Here is a 25,632-nt window from a genome sequence, read left to right on the forward strand (position 1 = left end):
CATAGAGGATCGCGTCCACGATGTCACGCCGGTCGTGTTTCTCGGGCCGGCCGTCCTTCGACGCCGCCGGCAGCAGCGGCTGCACGTAGGCCCACTCCGCGTCCGTGAGATCCGAGGGATACCGAGGAGAACGTGCCATCTCCACGACCTACCAGCCCCACCGCCAACCCAAAACCTCCCACCCCCACGTCACTCTCCGCACAGAGAACCAAGATTCAGGACAGGTACTCAGTCGTCTTCGCCAATCCTTCCGTCCCCAGCACCGCGACCGTCCAGGTGAGATGCGACGTCGCGGGCCAGCGGACGTATCACCCGACCAGCTTCCTCCTACGTCACCCGGTGGTCGGCCAGGTTCTCAACGTGAACCTCATCGCCTGACGACCCGACCGGTGGGTGGTGCGCGCAAGTCCCGGCGCACCACCCACCGGTGGAAATCGCGTGCGCCTTTCACCTCGACCAGTCTCCCGGGTGGGAGACTGGCGACACAATGAAAAACGTGATCACTTCTTTGGACAGGCCGGCGAACCCGCCCTGGCAGCCGTTACAGGCCGAGGGGTGGAAGCTGTCGGACAGTCCCGAGCTCCTGGACCGCCACCAGGTGTGGAGGTGGTTGTCGCTGGAGGCCGCCTGGTCGCGTGGCCGCAGCCAGGAGGCTGTGAACACCTCGCTCGACCATTCCCTCACCGTGGGCGTCTACGATCCGGCTGGTCGGCAGCGGGGAGTCGCCCGTTGCGTGACCGACCGGGTGGCCGTCGGATTCATCGACGACGTCTACGTCGATGCGGACCATCGTGGCAAAGGTGTTGGGCGCTGGCTGGTGTGCGGGCTGCTCCAGCATCGACTGCTGCGCGGCATCTCACAGTTCACGTTGGTGACGGAAGACGCGCACGCCCACTACGCCGCGAGCGGATTCACGCCCCTGACCAAACTCCAGCGATGGATGCAGTGGCGACGCGACACCGGCTCCGCGTACACGCCCGATCCCTGGGCGCCAGGCTCCCCGCCCAGCTCCGTCAGCTGAGGTGCCGACGTTGAGCCGCTCGCGCATTCGTCCTCCGCGAATCGGTACGCGTCGCAGCGTGGTGAGTGACACTCTCTGCGACAGGCGCATTCCGAGACGGGGGTATCGCGGCGATGGAGACGGATCTGTTGTTCGCGCGGCACGGTGAGGCGCACTGCAATCTCAGACGTGTCGCGGGCGGCGAGATCGGCTGCACCGGACTGACGGAACGCGGCCGTGACCAGGCGCGGCAGCTCGGCAGGCGGCTTCGCCGAATGCACGACGACCAGCCTTTCGACGCCGTCTACGTCTCGTCGAGGCCGCCGTGCCCGGGAGACCGCGGAACTCGCCACCGGCGGGCTCGGCGTGCCGGTCACCGTCGAGCCGGCACTGGCGGGGCCGCAGCACGGCGTCGCGGACGGCCGGCCTTGGACGGAGATCTGGGCCGCGTTCGGTGCCAGCCCCGGCGACGAGCCGGACCGGCCGTTCGCCGAGGGCGCGGAAAGCTGGAACCAGTACCTCGCCAGGGCGATGGCAGCTCTGGGAGAGATCATCGAACGACATCCGGAGCAGCGGGTGCTCGTCGTCGCGCATGCCGAGACCGTCGAGGCCGCCCACACACGGTTCCTGCGGCTGCCGTCGCGCCCAGGGGTCGGTTTCGCCGTGGCGCACTGCTCGATCACCTGGTGGTCACACCGCGCGCCGGAGTTCGGGGCGGCACGCTGGCAGCTCGTCAAGCACAACAGCACCCGACACCTCGATCAGATCGAGTCCGCCCATCTCACACCCGCGGCGCGGGAATCCGGCCCCTGACGGGCAGTACGCGGCCATGTGCCTGAACGGCTCGACGCCGCTCGACCCGAAATCCCCCGCCGCCGTGGGCGGGCCTGGTGCGAAACACGTCTCCTGGTTTCTTCCGCGGCCGTGCCCCTGCCATAAACCGTGCTGTGTGCATAGACCTTTCCAGGCGTCGAGCAGATGACGGATGATCCGTCGAGACGGGACCTGGGATCGCACTGGCCAACGGGCCGTGAACGCTTTCTGGATCGCACCTCCGGTTGCTTCGGCAGGTCGTAGGAATCATTCATGAGCCAGGTGAGCCGACGGTCCGTCGTTCTCGGCGGAATTGCGGGCGTGGGAACGGTGCTGGCGGGCGCCGCGGCGGCCCGTGCCGCCTCCTATCCGTTCACGCTGGGCGTCGCCTCGGGCGAGCCCAGCGCGGACGGATTCGTGCTGTGGACCCGCCTCGCGCCCAGGCCCCTCGCCGCGGACGGGCTCGGCGGCATGTCGAGCGGCGCCGTCACCGTGGAGTGGCAGGTCGCCACGGACCAGTACTTCACCCAGATCGCCGCCAGCGGCTCGGTCTCCGCCGTCCAGGCCTGGGCGCACGGCGTGCATGTCGAGGTCGGCGGCCTGCAGCCCAACCGGGAGTACTGGTACCGCTTCCGCGCCTCCGGCCAGATCTCGCCGGTCGGCCGGGCCCGGACCGCCCCGGCCGTCGGCTCCAGCCCCGCGTTGAAGATGCTGTTCACCTCGTGCTCGCACTACGAGGCCGGCTACTTCACCGCCTACCGCCGGATGGCCGAGGAGAACCCGGACCTCATCCTGCACCTCGGCGACTACATCTACGAGGGCGCGGCCGGGTCCGGCGTGCGCTCGCACGTGCCCAGCGCCGAGATCAGCTCGCTGGCCGACTACCGCGTCCGGCACGCGCTCCACAAGTCCGACGCCGACCTGCAGGCCGCGCACGCCGCCGCGCCGTGGATACCGGTCTGGGACGACCACGAGGTCGAGAACAACTACGCCGACCTCGTCCGCAACGACACCAGTCCGGCCGGCGACTTCACCGCCCGCCGGGCGGCCGCCTACAAGGCGTACTACGAGCACATGCCGCTGCGGTCGGCGCAGGTTCCCGTCAACGAGAACCTGCAGCTCTACCGGCGCCTGCGCTGGGGCAGCCTGGCCACCTTCCACATGCTCGACACCCGGCAGCACCGGGACGACCAGGCGTGCGGTGACGGCACGAAGGTCTGCGCCGCGGCCGACGACCCGGCACGCACGCTGACCGGGGCGACGCAGGAGGCATGGCTGCTCGACGGCCTCGGCCAGCGCCTGGGTACCTGGGACATCATCGGCCAGCAGGTGTTCTTCGCCCAGCGCCTCGCCGCCGCCGACGGCTCGAAGAGCATGGACGCCTGGGACGGTTACACCGCCAACCGCGGCCGGATCCAGGCGGGCTGGCAGGCCCGCGGCAACACCAGCACGGTCGTGCTCACCGGAGACGTCCACCAGCACTGGGCGGCCGACATCATGGACGACTACGCGACCCAGAACAAGGTGATCGGCACCGAGCTGGTGTCCACCTCGATCACCTCGGGCGGGGACGGCGCCGGTGCCGGGACCGGCCTGTCCAGCCTCAACCCGCATGTGAAGTTCAACTGGAACCGGCGCGGCTACGTCCGCACCGTCACCACACCCACCCAGATGACGGTGGACTTCCGCGCGCTCAACCAGGTCACGGTCCGTGGCAGCGCGGCCACCACTGTGCAGAGCTACGTGATCGAGGCCGGCAACCCCGGTCTCCAGACGGTGTGAACGGGGCAGGCATGCGCAGGCACAGCACCCGCGTCGCGGTCGTCGGGGCCGCGGCGGCCGTCACCCTCGCCGGGGCGCTCGTCGGCACGGCGGCGGCGGACGGGACCACGGCGGCCGACGTCACCTGGACGGCCGCCAACTCCGACGCCACCGGCGACCAGGACAACGCGGAGGTGTCCGCGACCCGCAACGGCTACACCGCCGTGGTCTGGGAGGACGACCGGGATACCACGGCCCCCGAGGACACCCTTCACACCGAGGTGTACCTCCGCCTGTACCGCGACGGGACGTCGCTGTACGAGAAGAAGCTGTCGGCGGGCGGGAGCGGCGGCTGGCGGCACGTCCAGCCCGACGTCGCCCTGCGCGAGGACGGCACCGCGGTGGTCATCTGGGCGGAGGACCCTGACGGCAACGGGTACTACAACATCGCCGTGCGTGCGGTGAACACCGCGGGCACGGTGACCGGCTCGGCCCAGGCCAACGCGAACGCCGACGGGCAGCAGCTCAACGCGCACGTCGCGGCGGACCCGGACGGCCCCGGGTTCGCGGTCGCGTTCGAGGACATCCAGGGCACCGCGGCACCGACCGTGCGGGTGTCCGGGTTCGCGTCGGTGTCGGCCAGGACCTACGAGGTCCAGGTGCACGCGACGGGCGGCACCCACCGCCGGCCCGACGTGGCGATGGACGCCGCGGGCAACGCCGTCGTCGTCTGGGACGAGGACGGTGACGGCAACGGGTCGTTCAACATCGGCCGGAAGATCCTCACCTCCTCGGGCGGGGTGAAGGCGGCCCAGTCCGTCGCCGACGTGACGACCGCGGGGAACCAGCTCCACCCGTCGGTGGCCGCGAACCTCAACGGCGACCAGGTCGTCGCCTGGGAGACCGACCAGAACGGGAGCGCGCAGGTCGGCGCCCGTTCCTTCAGCGCGGCGAACGCGGCCGGACCTGAGGTCGTCCTGCCCGGGGCGGACCCGCAGACCGGCATCGACGACCAGCGCAACGCGGTGGTGTCCTGGGGCGAGTCCACCGACGTCCACGCCCAGGGCCTCAACCCGGACGGCACGGTCACCGGCCGGCTGCCCCGGCTGCGGGTCCACAGCACCGTCGCCGGCAAGCAGAACGAGCCGGCGCTCGGCGTCAACCCGTGGGGCCAGATCGTGATCGCCTACACCGACGACAACGACGGCAACGGCTTCGACCAGGTGTATCTGGGCACCGGCCTGGTCGACAGCACCTGGTGAACAGGGGGCCGGCATCGATGGGGATGATCCGCGCTAACGTGCGGATAGGGTTCCACTCCGTGAACGTCGGCTGTAGCCACCGCTGAGCCGCATCCGGCGAGGAACACGAGAAGCCCGAGACCGAGGACCCGCCTGTGCATCCGACGCCGCTCGACCCGCCGTCCGCCAGCCGGACGTCCCTCGGACCGGCCGGAGGCGGGCCCGCCTCCGGCGGGCTGGAGCGGATCCGCGGGCAGGTGGTGTTCGACAGCGCGTGGTTCCCGCTCCGGGAGCACGGATCGCAGGGCTTCTCCCGGATGGGCAGCCGCCGGCTGGTGCTCACCGACCACCCCGCGGCCTACGTCCATGACACGAACGTCCTCGGTGGGGCCACCACCGTGACCGCGCTCGAGCCGGCCGTCGACCCGGGCGCGACGGTGGAGCTCGTCGAGCACAGCGGCCGCCTCGTCGTCGACCTGCGGCTACCGGCGGGACGGGCGTTCGCCGCGTCCACGGTGGCACCGTTGCCGACCGAGGCGCTCGCGCTGCTCACCGGCCTGCGGGGCGCGCTGCTGGCGGACGCGGCATCGACGTCCTTCGTCAGCCCGTGCGCGGTCTCGGTGACACCGCTGTACGAGGCCGAGCCCACCGCGGCCGCGCCGTCCGCGACGGAGGCGACACCAGCCGTCGCCGCGCCACGGGAGCTGACGGCGTACGTGGTCGTGCGGGGCGGGCGGCTGGAGCTGCGGGCCCGCGGGCGGGCGCTGCTCGACTGGCCGCTGAACCGAATCGGCGTCGGCCCGGGCGGCCCGAGTGTCGCGGTGGTCAGCGGCGGCGCCGTCCTGGACGGCCGGTTCCTCACCGGAGTCGTCCTGCACCTGGTCACCCCGCAGGTGCTGCACGCCTTCCTCACGGCGGCGGGAACGGGGACGGTACGGGCGGACGCCTCGGACGCGCCGGCCGCCATCGGGACGTCGGCCCCGGTGTCGGCGCGGGGCCTGGCGGGAGACGCCGAGGTCACCAGGGTCGACTGCGTGCTCGACGACACCGCCCTCGAGCTTCAGGAGCATCACAGCGCCCGGGTGGTGGCCAGGTTCGACCTGTTCGACTCGCGGCTGCGCGTCGCCGGGTCGGCCGAGCGGTTCGTCGTCGTCGACCCGGAGCACGGCCCGGTGACGGTGCAGAGCGAGTCGGCGGTGTTCGGCCGGCGCCTGCTGGAGCATCCGGCGCTGCGCGCCGCCGCCGAGCGAACCCTGGCGGACGGCCCGTACCCGGCCGAGCTCGCCGACGGCCGGCCGGTCGTCTGCGCGGTCGGGCCGGACGCGCTGCGGGTCCGCGGTCCCGGCCTGGAGCTGCGCCTGCCGTTCACGGCCCTGCGCGCGGTCGAGGGGACGTCCCAGGAGCAGCGGGCCGGTCTGCGGGTGGCGACCGGCGACGCCGAGGTCTCGATCGTCGGCCAGCTCGAACTGGTCCGCGCGGTGCACACCGACATCGTGGCCGGCCGGCACGCCACCGCGGGGCCGCGGGCCGTCCCCGACATGCTGCGGGCGGCCGTCGGGCTGGAGGAGGACTACTTCCTCTATACGATCTTCGGGCCGTTCTACGAGTTGCACGCCGTGCTGCTCGGTGACGGTACCGCGGCCGAGCTGGGCCGGGCGGTGCCACAGCCCACGGACGACGAGGCGCGGGCGCGGACGGCCGCGACCCTCGCGGAGGGCCTGGTCGAGCTGCAGCGCCATCTCGACCAGGTCGGCTCGGTGCTGCCCGCGTTCGTGCGCCACCGCGACGCCCTGCTGCTGGAACCGGTGACCGGTGGCGCCGAGCCCGCCTGGCTGAAGGCACAGGAGGGTCGGCTGCGGGCGGCGCTGACGCCGGTGCAGCGCGCGGCGGCGGAGACCGCGCAGCTCGCCGCCCAGGCGACCCGGCTGCTCGACCTGGACCCGGCGGCGCTGCCACGCCCCAACTACACCGGGACGGCGGTCTCCCTGGGCGTCGCCGCGCTGCTGAACCCGGTCTTCCTGGTGTCGGGGGCGACCCAGGCCTACAGCCGTTACACGCAGGGCGAGAAGCAGACCGCGCAGCTGGGGGCGCAGTCCGCGCGCGGCTGGGCGACGCTGCTCGACCGGTGGAACGTCCTCGTCTCGACCACCCTGCCGGTGCTCGGCTACGTCCTCACCGAGAACCTGTTCGCGCCACGGTGGGAGACCGCGCGGCGGATGACGTCCGAGCTGCGCGGAGCGCCCGTCCACACCCGGGAGGCGGTGCTGCGCGCGGTCGCGTACCGGCTCGCGCGGCTGGACGTGCTGCGACGCTATCCCGCGGGGGCGGGGATCCGGGTCGGGCGGGGCACGATCGCGGACCATCTCCGGGCCGCCCGGGATACCGTCGCCACGCCCCGTTTCGTCGACTTCTGATCCACCTTCTGACCCGCGGGGAGCAGGAATGTCGATCTTCACCAGCCAGTTCGACCGGGCCCGCGCCTACGCCGACGACTATGCCGGGCATCACGCCGACCCGGACCTGACGGACCCGGTCACCCGCCACGGCGACGCGGGCCTGGACGCCGGTTCCGTCGACGGCGCCGGCTGGGGCGAGGGCTGGGACCACGACTGGGACCTCGACCCGGGCCACGGCTCGAACGCCGAGACGGCTACGGGCACCCACCACGACGCGTCCGGCGCCGAGGAGACGAAGCTCCACGACTCGGACCCGCACGAGACCGACGGGGTCCACGAGACCGGCGGAACCCACGAGCATCACGAGAGCCACGAGGCGAAGCACTCCGATGACGGCGGGTGGAAGCACCCCGAGGACTACGGCACCACCGGCTCCGGAGCCGGTGGTGCCTCGTTCGGCCTCGACGACGACGGCGGCGCCTACCTCGTCGACGACGACCCGGTCGACGACGACAGCGTGGATCTTTAGGCCTGGCTCAGGGGATCCTGACTCCAGGGAAGAGGACCTCGATGTCCAGGCCACCCTCGGGCCGGGCGCGCGCGGTCAGGGTGGCGCCGTGCGCGCCCGCGACGGCGCGGACGATCGCCAGCCCGAGGCCGTGCCCGGCGGCCCCCCGCCGGACCCGCTGGCCGCCGAGCTGCTGGAACGGCTGGAAGAGCCGCTCGACCTGGTCCGGTGGGACGACCGGTCCGGTGTTGCGGACCGTGAGGTGTGCTCCGTGCCTGGTGGCCGCCGTCACGATCTCGACTCGTCCGCCGGGGACGTTGTGCCGCAGCGCGTTGTCGACCAGGTTCGCCACCAGGCTCTCGACCAGCCGTGGGTCGCCGGCCGTCGGCGCCGCGCCGAACGCGCTGGTCACCTCGACGCCCTCGACGCCATCGTCCCGTCCGGTGCCGTCGACGCCTCCGGTCCGCCGGGTCAGCAGGACGCCGCGGGCGACGACCGTCAGATCGAACGGTTCTCCGTGTTCCACCCCCTGCTCGCCGCCGGCCAGCGTGAGCAGCGCCTCGATGAGGCTCTCCTGTGCTTCGCCGAGAGCGAGGACGTCCTGGCAGGCGGCCCGCAGCGAGTCGACCGTCGCGTCCGGGTCGGCGAGGGCCACCTGCAGCACCGTCCGCGTGGCGGTCAGGGGCGTCCGCAGCTCGTGGGAGGCGTTGGCGACGAAGTGCCGCTGCGACGCGAACGCCGCCTCCAGCCGCTCGAACAGGTCGTCCAGCGTGCCCGCCAGCTCGGTGAACTCGCCGGGCCGCCGGTGGGGCCCGAGCCGGCGGTGCAGGTTGGTGGCGGAGATGTCCCGTGCCGTCGCGGTCATGGTGCGCAGCGGGCGCAGGAAGCGGCCCGCCACCAGCCAGCCGAGGATGATCGAAATCACCACCATGGCGGCGAGGGCGACCGCGGAGACGGTGAGGAGACGGGACGTGTCCGGGCCGGGCGGGGCGCTCGTCCCGAGGCCGGGCGGGACTCCCACGGGGACGGACTGGCGGGTCTGCAGGATCGGCACGGAGAGCAGCAGGACGCCCGACACGAGGAACGGGCCCGCGTAGAGCAGGGTGAGCTGCGTCCGCAGCGTCCACCGGAGCGTCACGACTCACCGATCCGGTAGCCGCCCTCGCGGACCGTGTGGATCACCGGGGGATCACCGAGCTTGGCCCGCAGGCGGCGGATCGTCGTCTTCACGGCGGTCGTGAACGGGTCGGCGGTCTCGTCCCACACCCGTTCCAGGAGCTCCTCCGCGGAGAGCAGCCGTCCGGTCGAGGAGAGCAGGCACTGCAGGACCGCGAACTCCTTCGGGCTCAGATCCAGGCGGCGCCCGGCGCGGGACGCGACCCGGCGGGTCGGGTCGAGGGTCAGGTCACCGCTCTCGAGGATCAGCGGCAGCGCCACGGCGGGACGGCGGCCCAGCGCCCGGACCCGGGCCACCAGCTCGGCGAAGTCGAACGGCTTCGGCAGGTAGTCGTCGGCGCCCAGACCGAGTCCGTCGACGCGCTGCCTGACGGTGCTCGCGGCGGTCAGCATCAGTACCCGGCTCGCCGAGTGCGCGGCGGCGATCCGCCGGCACACCTCGTCGCCGTGCACGCCGGGCAGGTCCCGGTCGAGGACCACCACGTCGTACCGCGTCACCGCCAGGTGATCGAGAGCGTCGGCGCCGTCGAGGACCACGTCGACCGCCATGCCCTCACGGCGCAGCCCGGTGCCCAGGGTCCGGGCCAGGATCTCGAAGTCTTCGACCACCAGAACACGCACGCCCCTCACGGTGCCATGCCCCGGGTGTCAGCCCGGTGTCGTCCACCGGCACCGGGATGACACCGGCGCACGCGTAGAACCCGGACCCATGATTACTGTGCACGGGCTGCGCAAACGGTTCCGCGGAACCGTCGCCCTCGACGGGATGACCTTCGCCGTTCGGCCGGGGCAGGTCACCGGGTTCGTCGGCCCGAACGGCGCGGGCAAGTCCACCACCATGCGCGTCATCCTCGGCCTCGACAGGGCCGACGCCGGTGACGCCCTCGTCGACGGCCATCCCTACCGCGGCCTGCGCGACCCGCTGCGCCACGTCGGCTCCCTGCTCGACGCCGCGGCGCTGCAGCCCGGCCGGACCGCCCGCAACCATCTCCTCTGGCTCGCCCACTCGCAGGGCCTCACCGCCCGGCGCGTCGACGAGGTTCTCGATCAGGCCGGCCTGCGGGCGGTCGCCCGGCGCCGGGCCGGCGGCTTCTCGCTCGGCATGCGGCAGCGGCTCGGGATCGCCGCCGCGCTGCTCGGCGACCCACCGGCGCTCCTGCTCGACGAGCCGTTCAACGGCATGGACCCGGAGGGCATCGTGTGGATGCGCCGGCTCCTGCGCGCGCTCGCCGCCGAGGGCCGCGCGGTCCTGGTGTCGAGCCATCTGATGAGCGAACTGCAGGAAACCGCCGACCACGTGGTGGTGGTCGGGCGCGGAAAGGTCATCGCCGACGCGCCGGTGGCTCACCTGCTGGCCACCGCGCCGGGGGCGCGGCGGGCGACGCTGGAGGACGTCTATCTGGCGCTCACCCGCGACGAGGTCGAGTTCCGCGCCGTGGACCCGGCGCGGGCCCGATGAACGCCTTCGGCCAGGTGCTGCGCGCCGAGTTCACGAAGTTCCGCACCGTCCGCGGCTGGGTCGTGGCGGCCGTCACGGCCGCGGGCGCGACGATCCTGTTGGGCCTGCTGCCAGGCATGCAGGGCTCGTGCGGCCGGAACGGGCCCGGGTCGGAGTGCCTGCCGCCGGTCGGGCCCGGCGGGGAGGTCGTCGTCGACAGTTTCGCCTTCGCGCACCGCCCGCTCACCGGGGACGGCAGCATCACCGTCCGCGTCACCTCGCTCACCAGCCGCCTGCTGGACCCTGGCCCGGACGGGCCGCCACCGGACGACGGGTCTCCCCACGAGGCGTCTGCACGCGAGGCGGCCACGCCAGGGGCGTCTCCGCACGGGTCGCGCCCGGCCGTCGTGCCGTGGTCCAAGGCCGGGCTCATCCTCAAGGCGGGCACGGCGCAGGGCTCGTCCTACGCCGCGGTCCTGGTCACCGGCGGCCACGGCGTTCGGATGCAGTACGACTACACCCACGACCGTGCCGGGACGCCCGGCCCGGTCAGCACCGACTCCCCGCGCTGGCTGCGGCTCACCCGTACCGGCGACACCGTGGCCGGAGCCGAGTCGCCGGACGGCACCACGTGGACCACGGTCGGCTCCGTGCGGCTGGCCGGCCTGCCGCCGACGGTCGAGGCGGGGCTGGTCACGACGTCCCCGCAGCACGCGGAGCGGGTCGGCGGATCGCTCGGCGCCGGCACCGCGGGCGGCCCGACCGAGGCGACCGGGACCTTCGACCACCTCCTCGTGCGGGACGAGGCTCGCTCGGCCGGCGCGCCCGGCCAGGTGGCGCGGCCGGCGTGGGAGGGCGAGAACGTCGGCATGCCGGGGCCCGCACCGCGGGTTCCCGGCGGCGATCTCGAACGCGCCGGCGGCGTGTTCACGGTGACCGGCTCCGGCGACATCGCCCCGGCCGTCGCCGGCGCGGCCGGTATCGGCGTGTCCCTCGCCCGGACCCTCGTCGGAACCTTCGTGATGTTGCTCGTCGTGACCGTCGTCAGCACCGGGTTCATCACCGCGGAGTACCGCTGCGGCCTCATCCGGACCACCCTGACCGCCAGCCCCCGCCGCGGCCGGCTGCTCGCCGCGAAGGCCGTCGTGGTCGGCGCCGTCGCGTTCGTGACCGGCCTGGTCGCCGCCGCCGTCGCCGTCGTCCTCGGCCAGCGCGTGCTGCGCGGCAACGGCGTCTACGTCCACCCCGCGACGACGCCGACCGAGCTGCGCGTGATCGTCGGGACCGCCGCGCTGCTCGCCGTCGCCGCGGTGCTGGCGCTCGGGCTGGGGGCGCTGCTGCGGCGCGGTGTCACCGCGGTGGCGACCGCCGTCGCCGTGCTCGTCCTGCCGTATCTGCTGGCCATGACCGTCCTGCCGGACGGGGCCGCGCGGTGGCTGCTGCGGGTGAGCCCGGCGGCGGCGTTCGCGCTGCAGCAGACGGCGACGCGGTATCCGCAGGTCGCCAACCTCTACACGCCGGCGAACGGGTACTTCCCCCTCGCCCCGTGGGCCGGCTTCGGGGTGCTCGCCGGGTGGGCCGCCCTCGCCCTGGGCACGGCCGCCGTCCTTCTCCGGCGGAGGAGCGCGTGAGATCGGCCCTGCACGCCGAGTGGACCAAGCTGCGGACCTCGCCCGGCACGCTCGGGCTGGCGCTCGCCGTGATCGTGAGCACGGTCGGGTCGAGCGCCGCGGTGGCCGCGGCGACCGGGTGCGCGCCGGGAGGCTGCGGGCAGGACCTGACGAGACTGAGCCTCACCGGGGTCCAGGTCGGTCAGGCCGTCGTCGCCGTCCTCGCGGTCCTGGTGATCGGCGACGAGTACAGCACCGGGATGGTCCGGGTCACGCTCACCGCGCTGCCCCGGCGGACGGCTGTCCTGGCCGCCAAGGCCGTCGTCGTCGCCGGGGTCGTCGCGGTGACGGCCGTGCCCGCCGTCCTCGGGTCCCTGACCGTCGGGTGGTTCGTCCTTCCCGAGCACGAGGTCGTCCCCCGGGCGGCCGTCGGTTCCGTGCTGTACCTCGTCCTCATCGGCCTGCTGGGCCTGGGAACGGCCACCGCCGCGCGGAACCCGGCGGCCGCGTCCGGGATCGTCCTGGGACTGCTGTACGTGTTCCCGATCATCGCCCAGGTGGTCACCGACCCGGGCTGGCGGCGGCACCTGCAGCAGACCGGGCCGATGAGCGCCGGGCTCGCCGTCCAGGCCACCGGCGACGTCGACGCCGTGCCGATCGGACCGTGGCAGGGACTCGGCGTGCTCACGCTGTGGGCGCTGGCCGCGCTCCTCACCGGCGGCCTGCTCCTCGCCCGGCACGACGCCTGACCACCGCGACACCTGACCACCGCGATGCCTCACCACCGCGGGCGAGCGGTCTCAGGATCCGCCGATCTCGGCGGCGAAGCTCTCGACCCGGTCCGTCCTTCCGGCGATCACCACGAGATCACCCACGTCGAGGACCGTTCCGGCCTCGGCGTGGGTGAACTCGCCGCCGGGCTTCTTCGCTCCGACGATGGTGATCCCGTACCTGCTGCGCAGCGCCGTCTTCTCCAGCGCCCGCCCGCAGATCGCGCGTGGAGCGCGCAGCTTCGCTATCGCGTAGTTGTCGTCGAGCTCGAGGAAGTCGATGAGCCGGCCGGTCAGCAGGTGGGCCACCCGCTCACCGGCGTCCCGCTCGGGATAGACGACGTGGTTGACGCCGATGCGTTCCAGGATGCGGCCGTGCTCGCGGGTGATCGCCTTCGACCAGACCTCGGCGACGGACAGGTCGAGGAGGACACCGGTGGCCAGCACGCTGGCCTCGATCCCGGTGCCGATCGCGACGACCGCCTGCCGGAACTCGTGCGCGCCGAGCTGACGCATCACCTCCTCGCTGGTGGCGTCCGCCTCGACCACGTGGGTGAGCTTCCCGGACCAGCGCTGGACCAGGTCGTGGTTGGAGTCGACGGCCACCACGTGATGTCCCAGCTCCTGCAGGGTCTCGGCCAGGGTGCTTCCGAAACGACCGAGACCGATGACGAGGACGCCGTCCTCGGAATGTCGGCTAGCCAACGATGGGCCTTTCCTCCGGTAGGCGGTACAGCCGCCGCCGTTCGCGCAGCGCCAGCGCCGACGCGACGGCGATCGGCCCGGTCCGGCCGATGAACATCAGCATGATGAGCACGCACTGCCCGAACGCGGGCAGCTCGTCGGTGATCCCCGTCGACAGGCCGACGCTGCCGAAGGCGGAGGTTACCTCGAAGAGCACCTGGTCGAGGGTGTGGTCACTGGCCGAGAGCAGGCACAACGTGCCGACGACCAGCAGCGCGACGCCGAGCAGCGCGACCGCGAGCGCCTGGCGCAGCGCGGCCGGGGAGATCTGGCGACCGAACGCGTCCACCGTCTCGTCGCCGCGGGCCTCGGCCAGGATGGCGTAGAAGAGGATCATGAATGTTGTGATCTTGATTCCGCCGGCGGTGCTCGCGCTGCCGCCGCCGATGAACATCAGCACGTCGGTCACGACGAGCGTGCTCGCGTCCGCGTCCGCGTAGTCGATCGAGTTGAAGCCCGCGGTGCGCGCGGTGGTGCTGGCGAAGAACGCCGCGAGCAGCTTGTCGCCGACGCCGTGCTCCCCCAGTGTCGCGGCGTTGCGCCACTCCGTCGCCGCGACGGCGATCGTGCCGGCGACGGTCAGAATCCCGTATCCCAGCAGCGTCACCCTGGTGTGAAGGGACCAGTACCGGGGTGTCCGAAGCTCGTGCCGCAGTTCGAACAGCACCGGGAACCCGAGCCCGCCCAGGATCACACCGCCGGCCACCGTCAGGATGATCACCGGGTCGGCCGCGAAGCCGACGAGGTTGTCCCCGTAGAGCGAGTGGCCCGCGTTGTTGAACGCGGTGATCGAGTGGAACACGCTCTCGTAGGCGGCGCGGGCCGGTGACCTGTCATAGGTCAGCCACAGCCGCAGGAACAGCACCGCGGCGATCACGGCCTCGACGGTGAAGGTCACCAGGGCCACCGCGCGCACCACCCGACGCACGTCGCCGAGACCGAACGACTGGGTCTCGGCGGCGGTCAGCAGCCGGATCCGCACACCCAGCCGGCGCGACACCAGCAGTCCCAGCAGCGACGCCGAGGTCATGAACCCGAGCCCGCCCAGCTGGACCGCCCCCATGATCACGACTTCGCCGAAGGTGGTCCAGTGGGCGCCGGTGTCGACGACGGCGAGCGCCCCGCTCGCGGCTCCGGTCGCGGTGAACACGGCGACCAGCGGCGACGTCGTCCGGCCGGACTCGGTCGCGACCGGTGCGAGCAGGAGCAGTGCCGTCACCGCCACCGTGACCGCGAAACCCAGCACGACGAGCCGGACCGGATGGGTCAGCAACCCCGCCCCGGGGCGACGGCGCGACCGAGGGGCGAGGCGGCCGCCTTCCGGGCGCAGGACACTCGCGATCCTGTCCGCGCCGGGTGTCGCGGCTCGCCGCGGGGCCACCGCACGTGTCCTGACGAGTTCAGCCGGACGTCAGAGCCGTCGCCGCTGCGGCACCTGGATGCCGGTGACGGGCCGTGGGCGGTACGGGGCCTCCAGCCGGGCGGCCTCGTCGTCGGTGAGGGTCAGCTCCAGGGAGGCGAGCGCGTCGTCGAGGTGCCCGGGCTTCGTGGCGCCGACGATCGGCGCGGTGACGACGGGATTGCGTGACACCCAGGCCAGCGCCACCTGGGCCCGGCTCACGCCGCGCTCGTCGGCGATGCGGGCGACCTCCTCGACGATCAGCCGGTCGTCGTCCTGGTAGAAGGCGCGGGCGAAGGGGTCGGACTCGGCGCGGGTCGTGGTGGCGTCCCAGTCGCGGGTGAGGCGGCCGCGGGCCAGCGGGCTCCACGGGATCACGCCGATCCCCTGGTCCGCGCACAGCGGGAGCATCTCCCGCTCCTCCTCCCGGTAGAGCAGGTTGTAGTGGTTCTGCATCGTCGCGAAACGGGTCCAGCCGTGCCGCTCGGAGATGAACAACGCCTTGGTGAACTGCCAGGCGTACATCGACGAGGCGCCGACGTAACGGGCCTTGCCGGCCTTCACGACGTCGTGCAGCGCCTCGAGCGTCTCCTCGATCGGCGTCGTCTCGTCCCAGCGGTGGATCTGGAAGAGGTCGACGTAGTCCGTGCCGAGGCGCCGCAGGCTCGCGTCGATCTCGTGCATGATCACCTTGCGGGAGAGGCCGGCCCCGTTCGGGCCGGACCGCATCCGGGAGTGGACCTTGGTGGCCAGCACGATCTCGTCCCGGCGGGCGAAGTCCTTCAGCGCCCGGCCGGTGATCTCCTCGCTGCGGCCCAGCGAGTAGACGTTCGCGGTGTCGAAGAAGTTGATCCCCGCCTCGATCGCACGCCGGAAGAACGGCCGCGACGCGTCCTCGTCAAGAGACCACGGCCAGTTCCCCTCCCCCGGGGTGCCGTAGCTCATGCAGCCCAGGCAGACCCGGGAGACCTCCAGGCCGGTCGACCCCAGCTTGACGTACTCCACGAGATCAGGCTCCTCTCCACCACAGCCGCACCCACCGCCACCGCGCCGCCGCGCGATCACCAGCCCACGACTCTGCCACGACGCGGCCGCGTCCGGTGTGTGTCCGGAGTCACCATGCCGTCCGCCAAACCCGGCGCAGGCCAATGACCTGCGCCGCCGCAGAGAAAAGGCCGGCCCGGGGCCGTCGCGGGCGGAAACTCGCGCACGTCCGGCCGGCCGGGGCCGGGAATGCCGACGTCCGGTGTGGACTTCGCTGTCACCGATGAGGTGCGCGACAGGTCCGCGGGTGCGGGGCTGTGGTTCGGCGGGCGGTCCGGCGCCTGTCGCGGAAGGAACCAGATGACGAAGGCCCAGGTCACAGAGATGGATCCAGCCGGCGCGAGCGGCGGGGACGGCGACGCCCGGGCCGCCGGGGCACCGCCGTCCAGCACCGTGGCGGCGGTGGACGAGGCGGGCGTCGATCCGCGGCGGTGGCGGGCGCTGCCCGTGATCCTGATCGCCAGCTTCATGAGCCTGTTCGACGTGTTCGTCGTCAACGTCGCGGCACCGAGCATCGAATCGGACCTGCACGCGTCCAACGCCGGGCTTGAGCTGGTCGTCGGCGGCTACTCGTTCACCTACGCCGCCGCGCTGGTCACCGGCGGCCGGCTGGGTGACCGGTTCGGCCGCCGCCGGATCTACCTGCTCGGGATGGCGGTCTTCACCGCCGCGTCGGCCATGTGCGGGCTCGCGCCCAACGAGGCGGTGCTGATCGGCGGCCGGCTGCTGCAGGGCGTCGGTGCCGCGGCCATGGTGCCCCAGGTGCTCGCGCTGATCAGCGTGACCTTCCCGCCGGCCGAGCGGCCGCGGGCGTTCGCGTTCTTCGGCGTGACGATCGGGCTCGGCGGGGTCTGCGGTCAGGTGCTCGGCGGGGTGCTGCTCGACCTCGACATCTTCGGCCTCGGCTGGCGGCCGATCTTCCTGGTCAACGTGCCGATCGGGCTGGCGGCGCTCGTCGGGGCGCGGCGGCTGGTCCGCGAGTCGCGCGCGGCTCGGGCGGAGCGGCTCGACCCGGTCGGGCTGGGCACGCTGACCCTCGGCATCGGGCTCGTCCTCATCCCGCTCACCCTCGGCCGCGACGAGGGCTGGCCGCTGTGGACGTGGCTCGCGCTCGCCGCTGGGATCGTGGTGCTCGGCGGGTTCGGGGCCTGGGAGGCCCGGCTGGCGCGCTCCGGCGGGCATCCGATCATCCCGCCGGCCGTGGTGCGGTCCCGGGCGGTCGTCGGCGGCATGGTGATGAGCGCGGGGTACTTCTTTTTCTTCGGCAGCTTCCTACTCGCCCTGACGATCTTCCTGCAGGTGGGCCAGCACCGCTCCCCGCTGAACGCCGGGCTGATGTTCGCGCCGCTCGGCGTGGTCTTCGCGTTCTCCTCGCTGGCGGCGCGCCGGCTGGTCACCGTGTACGGGCCGCGGGTGCTGACCGCCGGGGCGCTCACCACCGCCCTGTCCCTGGTCGGAATCGCGGTGGCGGTGTCGGTCGAGGGCACCGGCATGACCGCCTACGAGCTCACCCCGCTGCTGATGCTCGCCGGCATCGGCAACGGCCTGGTGATCCCGGCCCTGGCCGCGAGTGTCATGGCGGCCGCTCCCCCCGACATCAGCGGGACGGTGAGCGGCGTCCTCACCACCACGCAGCAGTTCGCCTCGGCGTTGGGCGTCTCCGGCGTGGGGGCACTCTTCTTCGCCGAGACCGCACGCAGCGGCGCGGACGCCGGCCTCTTCGCCGCCGTCATCTGCGGCCTCATCTCGGTCGGCGTGGCCTTCCTGGGCTCCCTGGTTCTCCGCCGCCCACCCGCGGCACCGGCCGTCGCGGGGGCTGCCGTCGTAGGGGCTGCCGTCGCGGCATCCGCGGACTAGCGGACTAACCGCGGGCGTCGTAGCGCCGACGGGCCTCGTCGATCCCGTCGGCGTTGCGCTCGGCCCAGTCGAGCAGCGAGGCGACGGTGTCGAGCAGGGTTCACCCCAGGCCGGTGAGCTCGTAGTCGACGCGCGGGGGCACCTGCGGGTACACCGTGCGGGTGACGAGCCCGTCCCGCTCCAGGACGCGCAGCGTGCTGGTCAGCATGCGCTGGTTGATGCCGGGCAGCGCCCGCTTCAGCTCACTGAAGCGCCGCGGGCCGGCGGTGAGCTCGGTGACGACCGCGACCGACCACTTGTCACCCACCCGATCCATGATCGTCCGTACCCGGCAGTCGGCCTCGCCCCGAGGCTCCCAGTCGGCGGCGAGCGAACCGTGCTCCGCCGGCTGTACCGGCACGTTGTGGGCCACTGGCACGTTGTGGGTCACCGCGACCTCCGGTCGGCGGTTGACGGCGGCTCTCTCTCGGCAAATACTACTTTCCGTGTCGATGAAGTTGAGATTGATCCGACGTCTCGCCGTCGACCTCGCGCGCAGCGGCAGCATGCGCTGTTCCTGAGACGCTCCTCGGCCACGCCGGCCGCCAGGGCGTCCGACCGCTCCCGCGCCGCCTCGTCACGATCCGGTCGCCCGAGATCCGGTCCCGTCCCACCTGGTGGCCTTGACGTGGCGAATGCCGACGCCACGTCCCCTCCGCCGGGAGCCCACGCATGTCCCTGACCTTCCACTGGTTCCTGCCCACCTCCGGCGACGCGCGCGACGTGGTCGGCGGCGGGCACGGCGCACCAGCCACGGCGAGCACCCGCGGCCGGCCGCCGACACTCGAGTACCTCGGCCAGATCGCCCGCTCGGCCGAGCAGCTCGGCTTCGCCGGCGCCCTGACCCCCACCGGTTCGTGGTGCGAGGACGCCTGGCTGACCACGGCGATGCTGGTCGAGGCGACGAAGCGGCTGAAGTTCCTGGTCGCCGTACGGCCGGGGCTGGTCTCGCCGACGCTGGCCGCACAGATGGCGTCCACGTTCCAACGGCTCTCCGGCGGGCGGCTGCTGCTCAACGTCGTCACCGGCGGCGAGGCGGACGAACAGCGCGGCTACGGCGACTTCCTCGACAAGGACGACCGGTACGCCCGCTGCGACGAGTACCTGTCGGTGCTCTCCGATCTGTGGCGGGGACGGACCGTGGACGTCGACGGCCGCTTCGTGCGGCTGAGCGGGGCGCGGCTGTCGCGGCTCCCCGACCCGCCACCGGAGATCTACTTCGGGGGCTCGTCGCCGGCCGCGGTCGAGGTGGCCGCGCGCCACGCCGACGTCTACCTGACGTGGGGCGAACCGCCGGACGCCGTCGCCGCCAAGTTCGCCGAGGTCCGGTCCAGGGCCGAGGCGGCCGGGCGGGCGCCGCGCTTCGGGCTGCGCGCCCACGTCATCACCCGGGACACCGCCGAGGACGCCTGGGCGGCGGCGCACCGCCTGATCGCCGGCCTGGACGCCCGGACGGTCGCGGCGGTGCAGGAGCAGCTGGCGCGCAGCGAGTCCGAGGGCCAGCGCCGGATGCTCGCGCTGCACAACGGGTCGACCGCGAAGCTGGAGATCTTCCCGAACCTGTGGGCGGGGATCGGGCTGGTCCGCGGCGGCGCCGGGACCGCCTTCGTCGGCAGCCACCACGAGGTGGCGGACCTCATCGAGACCTACCACCAGGTCGGCGTCACCGAGTTCGTGCTCTCCGGGTATCCCCACCTGGAGGAGGCGTACTGGTTCGGGGAGGGTGTGCTCCCGATCCTGCGTGCCCGGGGCCGATGGTCCCCGTGACCTCGACCCCCGTCCTGGACGGAACCGGAAATACCACCGCCCGGCCCCGCGGTACTTTCGTCAGGCAGACCCGGCCGGGCGGATTTCGTAATGGTGTTGACATCCGCGCCGTGACGGCACAGAGTTGGACCATGCTCCGGCCGGGTTCAACGACACCTCGGTTTCCACGGGCAACACCTCGGTTTCCACGGGCAACACCTCGGTTTCCACGGGCGACACAGCAGTCTCTAAGGGCGACCCGGCGGCTCCTGCAGACGACACGCCTCGTAATCCGCGGCCACATCGATTTCCTGCGGGTGGCGTCGGCCGCCTGTACGCGGTCACCCGCCAGCTGACCTCACCGAGGGCGAGCCGAGCCAGGCCACCAGGACGGATTCGTCCGCCCGCTCGGCCCCACGATTCCGGTGTCGGCTCTTCCAGCGACGGCAGGCGTACCTTCAGCGACGTCCACTCCGGCGCTCTTCCGACTTTTTCGGTAACAGCCGTGTTCTCTCTCATCCTGCGTGGCATGTTTTCTTTGGGCTGCCCACCGGGCGGTCTTTCTTACCGCCACTCCCATCCTCGCCTGGGCCGTCTCGCGCGTTCCAACCGCACCGGCCCCCATTTTCCCTGGAGCAGATCATGCATTCTCCGACGGACACCCGGAACCCGATCCGGTCCGGCCGCCAGGTGCTCGGTTTCGTCGGCCGCGCCGCGACCCGGTTCTGGCCCGCCGCCGACGCGGGCCGGCCGCCGCGGGCCTCGATCGTGATGATCCCCGGCCGCGGCGAGAGCGTGGACAGCTACGAACGGACCGCCGTGCGGCTGGCGATCGACGGCTACGACGTGACCTACCTGTCCACCCAGGAGCACGGCGCCGTCGCGCTGGCGGAGGCGCGGGTGCCCGGCGTGCCGTTCATCCTGCTCGGTTCGGACACCGGGGCCCTGCGCTCGCTGTCGCTGGCGGGCTCACCGGCGCTGCGACCCGACGCCCTGATCCTGCTGGGACTTCCCCTGGTGCACCAGCCGTTCGCCGGCGAGCTGCCGACCGAGCTCCCACCGCGCGTGCTGCCCGACCTGCCGGTACTGCTGATCCACGGCGAGCAGGACGAGACAAGCCCGCTCCACCTCACCAAGATGATCACACGGACGGTGAGCACGGCTCGACTGACGACCGTGCCGGGTGGGCACCAGATCATGACCGGGCCCGGAGTGCGCCTGGTAGCGGCGCTCACGGTGCTGTTTGTCGAGACCCTGCGCCAGATCGAGGGCGTGGGAGGCGGGCGGGCCCGCCTCGCGCACGTCCCACGCCAGCCCGAGCCCGCCGCGAACCGGCTGTGACGATGTCGGTTCCCTCCAGTTCAGGCCGCCACCGCCACCGCCTCGACGGCGGGCGCCCGCAGGGCCCGGCGTGCCGAGCCGAGCAGGGCGGCCAGCGTCGCCGCCACGGCCACCGCCGCGGTACCGAGCCAGATACCCACCTCCGGGTCGGGCAGCCAGCTGTCGGTCTTGGCGTAGCTGAACGGCAGCACGGTGGGCAGCGCGGCGACGGTGCCGATCACCAGCCCGGCGACGGTCAGCACCGCGCCCTCCAGGATGACCATGCCCAGCACCTGGCGGCGGGTCGCCCCGGCGAGGCGCTGCTGGCCGAACTCCCGGCGCCGGTCGGTGGTCGCGGCGACCAGCGTGTTGATCAGCATGATGCAGGCGAACAGCACGATCATCCCGGTGACCACGAAGTTCAGCGTCTCGATGGCATCGTCCTCGGCGTTGGTCACCACACCGGCGGCCGCGTTGGCCTCGTTCTGGATGACCTGCATCCACAGCGTGCCCACCGATATGCCGACGAACAGGATCACCGGGGTCAGCGCGGCCGCCAACTGGGCGGTGCGCTGCCGCAGGTTGAGCACCGCCAGGTAGCCGCTGACGCCGCCGAACCGCTGCACGGGACGGGCCAGCACCGCGGTCGCCCAGCGCACCAGCACCGGCGCGAAGAACGCCATCCCGATGCCGAACAGGATGTCCGCCGAGCCGGCGAACTGCATCGAGTCGAAGCCCTCGGGGCCGGCCGCCGCGGCCATCACGCTCAACTGCAGACCACCGAGAAGGAACAGCACGCCGGTGATGATCCGGCCCCTGCCCATCCGCCCGCCGCCCGCACTCGCGTCGGCCGCGCTGCTCAGCGCCTCCACCACCCGCATCTTCGCGACGCGCCGCGCCGTCAGCACCGCCGCGCCCGCGGCCCCCAGCACGCTGACGCCGAGGCCGGTGCCCAGTGCCACCGGCCCGTAGGCGAAGGCCACATCGTCGGCCACCTGGTCGGTGGACTTCAGCAGCGCCAGCAGCCCGCGCCCGGCCAGCGCCCCTATCGGGACGGCCACCAGTGCCCCGGCCAGCGCCAGGAGTACGGCCTCGCCCAGGATCATCCGCCGCAGCTGGGCGGGGGTGGCGCCGACGCTCTTGAGCAGCGCCATCTCCGTGGCCCGCTGCCGCACGCCGAGGGTGAGCGTGGAGGTGACCGCGAAGGCCACCAGGGCCAGGCCCCAACCGCCCACCACCGTCGACATGGTGACCAGTGTCTCCTGATCGGTGTCCGACACTCCTTCGGCGGCGCCGGTGTCGGACAGCGAGCCGAAGGCCATCACCAGCACAGCACCGAGGAACACCGCCAGGAAGCTTGCGGTGAAGGCGCTCATCCGTCGCCGTAGCGACCGCACAGCCAGGGTGAACATGATCAGATCCCTCCGTTGCCGGTGCCGGTGCCGGTGCCGGTGCCGGTGCCGGCGGCTGCGTAGGCGCCGCTCGTGCCCCTGTTCCGCCCCTGCCGCGCCACCTCGTCACCCAGGTGCGTCAGCCGCTCCGCCACCGCCTGCGCGGTCGGGCTGGACATCTGCCCGGCGAGCCGCCCGTCGGCCAGGAACACCACCGCGTCCGCGTGGGAGGCGGCCACCGGGTCGTGCGTCACCATCACCACGGTCCGCCCGAAGGCGCGCACCGACTCCTGGAGCAGACCCAGCACCTCCCGGGCGCTGTGACTGTCCAGCGCGCCGGTCGGCTCGTCGGCGAAGACCACGCTCGGCTCCGAGACCAGCGCTCGGGCGATGGCGACCCGCTGCTGCTGCCCCCCGGAGAGCTGACTGGGCAGATGGTCGAGCCGCTGCCCCAGGCCGACCCGCTCCAGGACGGCGCGCGACCGCGCCGTGTCGATCCGCCGCCCGGCCAGCTTCAGCGGCAGGGTGGTGTTCTGCATGACCGTGAGCGTCGGCAGCAGGTTGAACTGCTGGAAGACGAAGCCGATCCGCTGCCGGCGGAACTTCGTCAGCGCCGTCTCGCTCTTGCCGCCCAGCTCGATGCCGTCCACGAACACCGTGCCGGCCTCCGGTTCGTCCAGACCGGCCGCGCAGTGCAGCAGGGTGCTCTTGCCCGACCCGGACGGGCCCATCACCGCGGTGAACGTGCCGCGCGGCAGCGCCAGCGAGACCCCGTCCAGCGCGGTCACCCGGGCGCTGTCATCGCCGTAGACCTTACGCACCCCCACCAGCCGCAGGGCCTCGGTGCTCTCCTGGGTCGTGCTCCGTGTGCTCCGTGTGCTCGTCATGTCGGCACCATCGGCGCCGGCGCCTACCGTCGGCTGACCGCCCGCTGACCGCCGCCTACCGCCGCCGGGCGGCTCCCGTCCCCAGCTCGGCCAGCGCCGCCTCCACTGTCATCGACGCGCCCCGCCGCCGGGCCTGATCGAACCGCTGGGCACCGATCAGGTTCCGCACCCGGGCCGCCGTCCGCGCCGCCTCCGGCTCCCTCGCTGCCTCCCCGCCGCGCACCGCCTGCCCCAACCCCAGCAGCAACGCGGCCCGTTCACCGTCGCCCGTCAGCAGCACCGCCCCCGCCAGGCCCTCCACCGCGCAGGCCGCCTCGCCACGATCGCTGCCGCGCAGCGCCACGTCCAGCGCCTCCCGGTGCCGGGCCAGCGCGCCCTCCACGTCGCCCTCCGCTTCGGCCACCCGGCCCAGGCCCACCAGCGCCCGCACCCGGGTCACCTCGCCGAACACGAGCTCCGCGGCCGCGTCGCGCAGGGCCAGTTCGTACAGCCGTCGTGCCGCCGCGAGGTCGCCGTCCAGCCGGGCGACCTCACCCAGCCCGCAGCGGGCCGAGCCCAGCTCGTCGGGCAGGCCGTCTCGTCGGGCCGCCGACTCGGCCCAGGTGAAGTCGGCGCGCGCCGCCTCGAGATCCCCGGCACGCAGCAGCCCGTAGCCCCGGCTGCACCGCATGTTCACCGCCGCGGCCACAGCGCCCAGCTCTCCGGCCGCCGCGATGCCCTCCGCCCACAGCTCCAACGACCGCGCGTGGTGCCCCCGCCGTGACGCCAGTGTCGCCGCGGCGTCCAGGGTCTCCGCCGCCCCCAGCCGGTCCCCGATGGCGCGGAAGCCGCGCAGCGCCGCGTCGAACTCCCGCTCCACCCCGTCCTCCGCATCCCCCGCGAACAGGCCCAGATAGCCCCTCCCCATCCGGACCAGCGCCTGCGACCAGGGGTCGGTGCCGACATGCACCTCCGGGCGCTCCCGGCTGGCGTCGGTCGGCCCGGCCGCCGTCGCCCACAGGAAGCTGAGATACGGATACCGCGGCGGCGCGATCCGGCCCGACATGATCGACTCGGCTCGCCGCCACCACTCACGCTGCCCAGGGCGGTCCCGGCCATCGGCCCTCGCGTTCAGCACGCACAGTACGTACTCGTCGTCCAGCCCTTCCGGTATTTCCCGGCCGACCGTACGCAGCAGTTCCGCCGCCAGCGGCGCGGCCTCCCCGCGCAGCCCGCGCAGGAACCAGTACCCGCTCAGCACGGCGACGAGCCGCAGTGCCCGCTCCGGCGCCGTGGGAATGGAACGGCGCAGCGCCGCCAGCAGATTGCGGTGCTCCGCGTCCAGCCGCCGCAGCCACTCCAGCTGCTCGGACCGCCGCAGATGCGGCTCCGCCTCGCCCGCCAGCTGCAGAAACCACTCCGCGTGCGCCGCCTGCAGCCGCGCCTCCTCCCCGGACTCCGCGAGCCGCTCGGCGCAGAACTCCCGGACGGTCTCCAGCATCCGGTACCGGCCGGCCGCGTCCACCTCCGCCAGCGACTTGTCCACCAGCCCGACGGCCGCTTCGACCGGGTCGTCCAGCTCGTCGCAGGCGCAGACCTCCTCCACCGCCCCCAGTGGCGCGCCTCCCACGAAAACCGTCAGCCGACGAGCCAGCGCCTGCTCCTTGTTGTCCATCAGGTCCCAGCTCCACTCCACCACCGCACGCAGCGTGCGGTGTCGCGGAGCCGCCGTCCGCTCCCCACGCCCCAGCAGCCGGAACCGGTCGCCGAGGCGGGCCTCCACCTCGGCGAGCGGCAGCGAGCGCAACCGCGCCGCAGCCAGTTCGAGGGCCAGCGGCAGCCCGTCCAGCGTGGCGCAGATCCGCAGCACCGGACCCACCTCGGCGTCCCCCAGCGCGAAACCGGGCCGTACCGCCGTCGCCCGGTCCACGAACAGCCGCACCGCCGCGAAACCGAGCGCCCGCTCGGAGGTGACTCCGTCCGCCTCACCGCCCGCCGGGATCTTCAGCGGGGCCAGCGGCCACAGCGACTCCCCCGTGATCCTCAGCGCCTCCCGGCTGGTGGCCAGTACCCGCACCCGCGGACACGCCCCGAGCAGCCGCCGCACCAGTTCGGCCGTCTCCGCCACCACGTGCTCGCAGTTGTCCAGCACCAGCAGCGCTTCGCGCTCGGCGAGCGCGGCGACCAGCCGGCCGACCGGGTCCGGCCGCATCCCCCCGCCGCCTTTCAACGGCCCCGCGTCATGCAGCCCCAGCGCTCCGACCACCGCCTCGGCGACGCCGCCTCCCGACCCGTCGGCACTCACCACCGCCAGGTCGACGAACCGGGCCTCGACGAACCGGGCCTCGACGCCGGTCCGCTCCACCGTCCTTTCCGCCGTCCGTCCGGCCACCTCCAGCGCCAGCCGGGTCTTGCCCACCCCACCAGGGCCCACCAAGGTCACCAACCGCCCGGCGGCCAGCAGCCCCCCGACCCGGGCCAGTTCCTCCTCCCGGCCCACGAAGCTGCTCACC

At 72.9% G+C, this 25,632-nt stretch carries 21 protein-coding genes and 2 pseudogenes; 13 read left to right on the forward strand and 10 right to left on the reverse strand.

Annotated features, from left to right (window positions below; all coding sequences use genetic code 11):
- Positions 1-139 (reverse strand): transposase (locus FMEAI12_RS21915; protein ID WP_146776683.1); only part of this gene is annotated, 139 nt, incomplete at its 3' end.
- A 348-nt stretch (positions 140-487) separates the two neighbouring features.
- Here FMEAI12_RS21915 and FMEAI12_RS21925 point away from each other — a divergent pair.
- From FMEAI12_RS21925 to FMEAI12_RS21950, 7 genes and pseudogenes are all read left to right on the forward strand, one after another.
- Complete coding sequence (locus FMEAI12_RS21925) at positions 488-1,021, forward strand: GNAT family N-acetyltransferase (protein WP_071065319.1); 534 nt, start codon at positions 488-490, stop codon at positions 1,019-1,021.
- A 113-nt stretch (positions 1,022-1,134) separates the two neighbouring features.
- Positions 1,135-1,257: pseudogene (locus FMEAI12_RS39310) on the forward strand (histidine phosphatase family protein); the annotation flags it as partial.
- 109 nt (positions 1,258-1,366) lie between these two features.
- Positions 1,367-1,813: a histidine phosphatase family protein gene (locus FMEAI12_RS21930; RefSeq protein ID WP_255565723.1), complete on the forward strand. Its 447-nt coding sequence runs from the start codon at positions 1,367-1,369 to the stop codon at positions 1,811-1,813.
- 273 nt (positions 1,814-2,086) lie between these two features.
- Positions 2,087-3,595: an alkaline phosphatase gene (locus tag FMEAI12_RS21935; protein WP_112107666.1), complete on the forward strand. Its 1,509-nt coding sequence runs from the start codon at positions 2,087-2,089 to the stop codon at positions 3,593-3,595.
- A gap of 11 nt (positions 3,596-3,606) precedes the next feature.
- Positions 3,607-4,836, forward strand: a complete 1,230-nt coding sequence (locus FMEAI12_RS21940) for a hypothetical protein (protein ID WP_112107667.1) — start codon at positions 3,607-3,609, stop codon at positions 4,834-4,836.
- Between the two features lie 134 nt (positions 4,837-4,970).
- The gene (locus FMEAI12_RS21945) at positions 4,971-7,229 is read left to right on the forward strand and encodes a hypothetical protein (RefSeq protein WP_112107668.1); all 2,259 of its coding nucleotides are present in this window, start codon (positions 4,971-4,973) and stop codon (positions 7,227-7,229) included.
- 28 nt (positions 7,230-7,257) lie between these two features.
- Positions 7,258-7,740, forward strand: a complete 483-nt coding sequence (locus FMEAI12_RS21950) for a hypothetical protein (protein WP_071065296.1) — start codon at positions 7,258-7,260, stop codon at positions 7,738-7,740.
- A gap of 7 nt (positions 7,741-7,747) precedes the next feature.
- On the opposite strand, the gene FMEAI12_RS21955 is transcribed toward FMEAI12_RS21950, so the two are convergent.
- Both FMEAI12_RS21955 and FMEAI12_RS21960 read right to left on the reverse strand, forming a co-directional pair.
- Positions 7,748-8,857, reverse strand: a complete 1,110-nt coding sequence (locus FMEAI12_RS21955; RefSeq protein ID WP_112107669.1) for a HAMP domain-containing sensor histidine kinase — start codon at positions 8,855-8,857, stop codon at positions 7,748-7,750.
- Positions 8,854-9,516: a response regulator transcription factor gene (locus tag FMEAI12_RS21960; RefSeq protein ID WP_112107670.1), complete on the reverse strand. Its 663-nt coding sequence runs from the start codon at positions 9,514-9,516 to the stop codon at positions 8,854-8,856. The genes FMEAI12_RS21955 and FMEAI12_RS21960 overlap by 4 nt, the downstream gene beginning before the upstream one ends.
- A gap of 88 nt (positions 9,517-9,604) precedes the next feature.
- Between FMEAI12_RS21960 and FMEAI12_RS21965 the strand changes: the two genes are divergently transcribed.
- From FMEAI12_RS21965 to FMEAI12_RS21975, 3 genes are read left to right on the forward strand one after another with little or no spacing between them, the layout of a single operon-like run.
- Positions 9,605-10,354 (forward strand): ABC transporter ATP-binding protein, encoded by a 750-nt coding sequence (locus FMEAI12_RS21965; protein WP_112107671.1) that lies wholly within the window; start codon positions 9,605-9,607, stop codon positions 10,352-10,354.
- Positions 10,351-11,964: an ABC transporter permease subunit gene (locus FMEAI12_RS21970; RefSeq protein ID WP_112107672.1), complete on the forward strand. Its 1,614-nt coding sequence runs from the start codon at positions 10,351-10,353 to the stop codon at positions 11,962-11,964. The genes FMEAI12_RS21965 and FMEAI12_RS21970 overlap by 4 nt, the downstream gene beginning before the upstream one ends.
- On the forward strand, positions 11,961-12,692 hold the full coding sequence (locus tag FMEAI12_RS21975; protein ID WP_112107673.1) for an ABC transporter permease: 732 nt from the start codon (positions 11,961-11,963) through the stop codon (positions 12,690-12,692). Before FMEAI12_RS21970 ends, FMEAI12_RS21975 begins: the two co-directional genes overlap by 4 nt.
- A 51-nt stretch (positions 12,693-12,743) precedes the next feature.
- Here the strand turns inward: FMEAI12_RS21975 and FMEAI12_RS21980 are convergent, their stop codons facing one another.
- The 3 genes from FMEAI12_RS21980 to FMEAI12_RS21990 form a co-directional block, all read right to left on the reverse strand.
- On the reverse strand, positions 12,744-13,418 hold the full coding sequence (locus FMEAI12_RS21980) for a TrkA family potassium uptake protein (RefSeq protein ID WP_112107674.1): 675 nt from the start codon (positions 13,416-13,418) through the stop codon (positions 12,744-12,746).
- Positions 13,411-14,730: a TrkH family potassium uptake protein gene (locus FMEAI12_RS21985; RefSeq protein ID WP_112107675.1), complete on the reverse strand. Its 1,320-nt coding sequence runs from the start codon at positions 14,728-14,730 to the stop codon at positions 13,411-13,413. The genes FMEAI12_RS21980 and FMEAI12_RS21985 overlap by 8 nt, the downstream gene beginning before the upstream one ends.
- Before the next feature lie 138 nt (positions 14,731-14,868).
- Positions 14,869-15,861 carry an aldo/keto reductase gene (locus FMEAI12_RS21990; protein ID WP_112107676.1) on the reverse strand — a complete coding sequence of 331 codons (993 nt, stop codon included), beginning with the start codon at positions 15,859-15,861 and terminating at the stop codon, positions 14,869-14,871.
- A 339-nt stretch (positions 15,862-16,200) separates the two neighbouring features.
- Here FMEAI12_RS21990 and FMEAI12_RS21995 point away from each other — a divergent pair, with 339 nt between their 5' ends.
- A complete protein-coding gene (locus tag FMEAI12_RS21995; protein WP_235014297.1) occupies positions 16,201-17,757 on the forward strand; it encodes an MFS transporter in 1,557 nt (518 codons plus the stop codon).
- A gap of 4 nt (positions 17,758-17,761) precedes the next feature.
- On the opposite strand, the pseudogene FMEAI12_RS22000 reads toward FMEAI12_RS21995, so the two are convergent.
- A pseudogene (locus FMEAI12_RS22000) lies at positions 17,762-18,157 on the reverse strand (winged helix-turn-helix transcriptional regulator).
- A gap of 311 nt (positions 18,158-18,468) precedes the next feature.
- On the opposite strand from FMEAI12_RS22000, the gene FMEAI12_RS22005 reads away from it, so the two are divergent.
- Together FMEAI12_RS22005 and FMEAI12_RS22010 are read left to right on the forward strand one after the other, a co-directional pair.
- Positions 18,469-19,563: an LLM class flavin-dependent oxidoreductase gene (locus FMEAI12_RS22005; protein WP_020462300.1), complete on the forward strand. Its 1,095-nt coding sequence runs from the start codon at positions 18,469-18,471 to the stop codon at positions 19,561-19,563.
- Between the two features lie 621 nt (positions 19,564-20,184).
- The gene (locus tag FMEAI12_RS22010) at positions 20,185-20,883 is read left to right on the forward strand and encodes an alpha/beta hydrolase (protein WP_112107678.1); all 699 of its coding nucleotides are present in this window, start codon (positions 20,185-20,187) and stop codon (positions 20,881-20,883) included.
- Between the two features lie 20 nt (positions 20,884-20,903).
- On the opposite strand, the gene FMEAI12_RS22015 is transcribed toward FMEAI12_RS22010, so the two are convergent.
- The 3 genes from FMEAI12_RS22015 to FMEAI12_RS39525 all read right to left on the reverse strand — a co-directional run.
- Positions 20,904-22,274, reverse strand: a complete 1,371-nt coding sequence (locus FMEAI12_RS22015) for an FtsX-like permease family protein (RefSeq protein WP_112107679.1) — start codon at positions 22,272-22,274, stop codon at positions 20,904-20,906.
- Positions 22,275-22,276: 2 nt separating this feature from the next.
- Entirely contained in the window at positions 22,277-23,140 is an 864-nt protein-coding gene (locus tag FMEAI12_RS22020; RefSeq protein WP_112107680.1) for an ABC transporter ATP-binding protein, read from the reverse strand.
- 55 nt (positions 23,141-23,195) lie between these two features.
- The coding region (locus FMEAI12_RS39525) for an AAA family ATPase (protein ID WP_160144311.1) at positions 23,196-25,632 on the reverse strand (2,437 nt) is incomplete at its 5' end.

Source organism: Parafrankia sp. Ea1.12, from assembly GCF_900465275.1.
In the GTDB taxonomy this organism is placed as follows: domain Bacteria; phylum Actinomycetota; class Actinomycetes; order Frankiales; family Frankiaceae; genus Parafrankia; species Parafrankia soli.

Excerpts from the sequence above, each read along its gene's own strand:
- FMEAI12_RS21925 (WP_071065319.1), top strand. The coding sequence starts at position 488 with ATGAAAAACGTGATCACTTCTTTGGACAGGCCGGCGAACCCGCCCTGG.
- FMEAI12_RS21935 (WP_112107666.1), top strand. The coding sequence starts at position 2,087 with ATGAGCCAGGTGAGCCGACGGTCCGTCGTTCTCGGCGGAATTGCGGGC.
- FMEAI12_RS21940 (WP_112107667.1), top strand. The coding sequence starts at position 3,607 with ATGCGCAGGCACAGCACCCGCGTCGCGGTCGTCGGGGCCGCGGCGGCC.
- FMEAI12_RS21950 (WP_071065296.1), top strand. The coding sequence starts at position 7,258 with ATGTCGATCTTCACCAGCCAGTTCGACCGGGCCCGCGCCTACGCCGAC.
- FMEAI12_RS21965 (WP_112107671.1), top strand. The coding sequence starts at position 9,605 with ATGATTACTGTGCACGGGCTGCGCAAACGGTTCCGCGGAACCGTCGCC.
- FMEAI12_RS21970 (WP_112107672.1), top strand. The coding sequence starts at position 10,351 with ATGAACGCCTTCGGCCAGGTGCTGCGCGCCGAGTTCACGAAGTTCCGC.
- FMEAI12_RS21995 (WP_235014297.1), top strand. The coding sequence starts at position 16,201 with ATGACGAAGGCCCAGGTCACAGAGATGGATCCAGCCGGCGCGAGCGGC.
- FMEAI12_RS22005 (WP_020462300.1), top strand. The coding sequence starts at position 18,469 with ATGTCCCTGACCTTCCACTGGTTCCTGCCCACCTCCGGCGACGCGCGC.
- FMEAI12_RS22010 (WP_112107678.1), top strand. The coding sequence starts at position 20,185 with ATGCATTCTCCGACGGACACCCGGAACCCGATCCGGTCCGGCCGCCAG.
- FMEAI12_RS22015 (WP_112107679.1), bottom strand. The coding sequence starts at position 22,274 with ATGTTCACCCTGGCTGTGCGGTCGCTACGGCGACGGATGAGCGCCTTC.
- FMEAI12_RS22020 (WP_112107680.1), bottom strand. The coding sequence starts at position 23,140 with ATGACGAGCACACGGAGCACACGGAGCACGACCCAGGAGAGCACCGAG.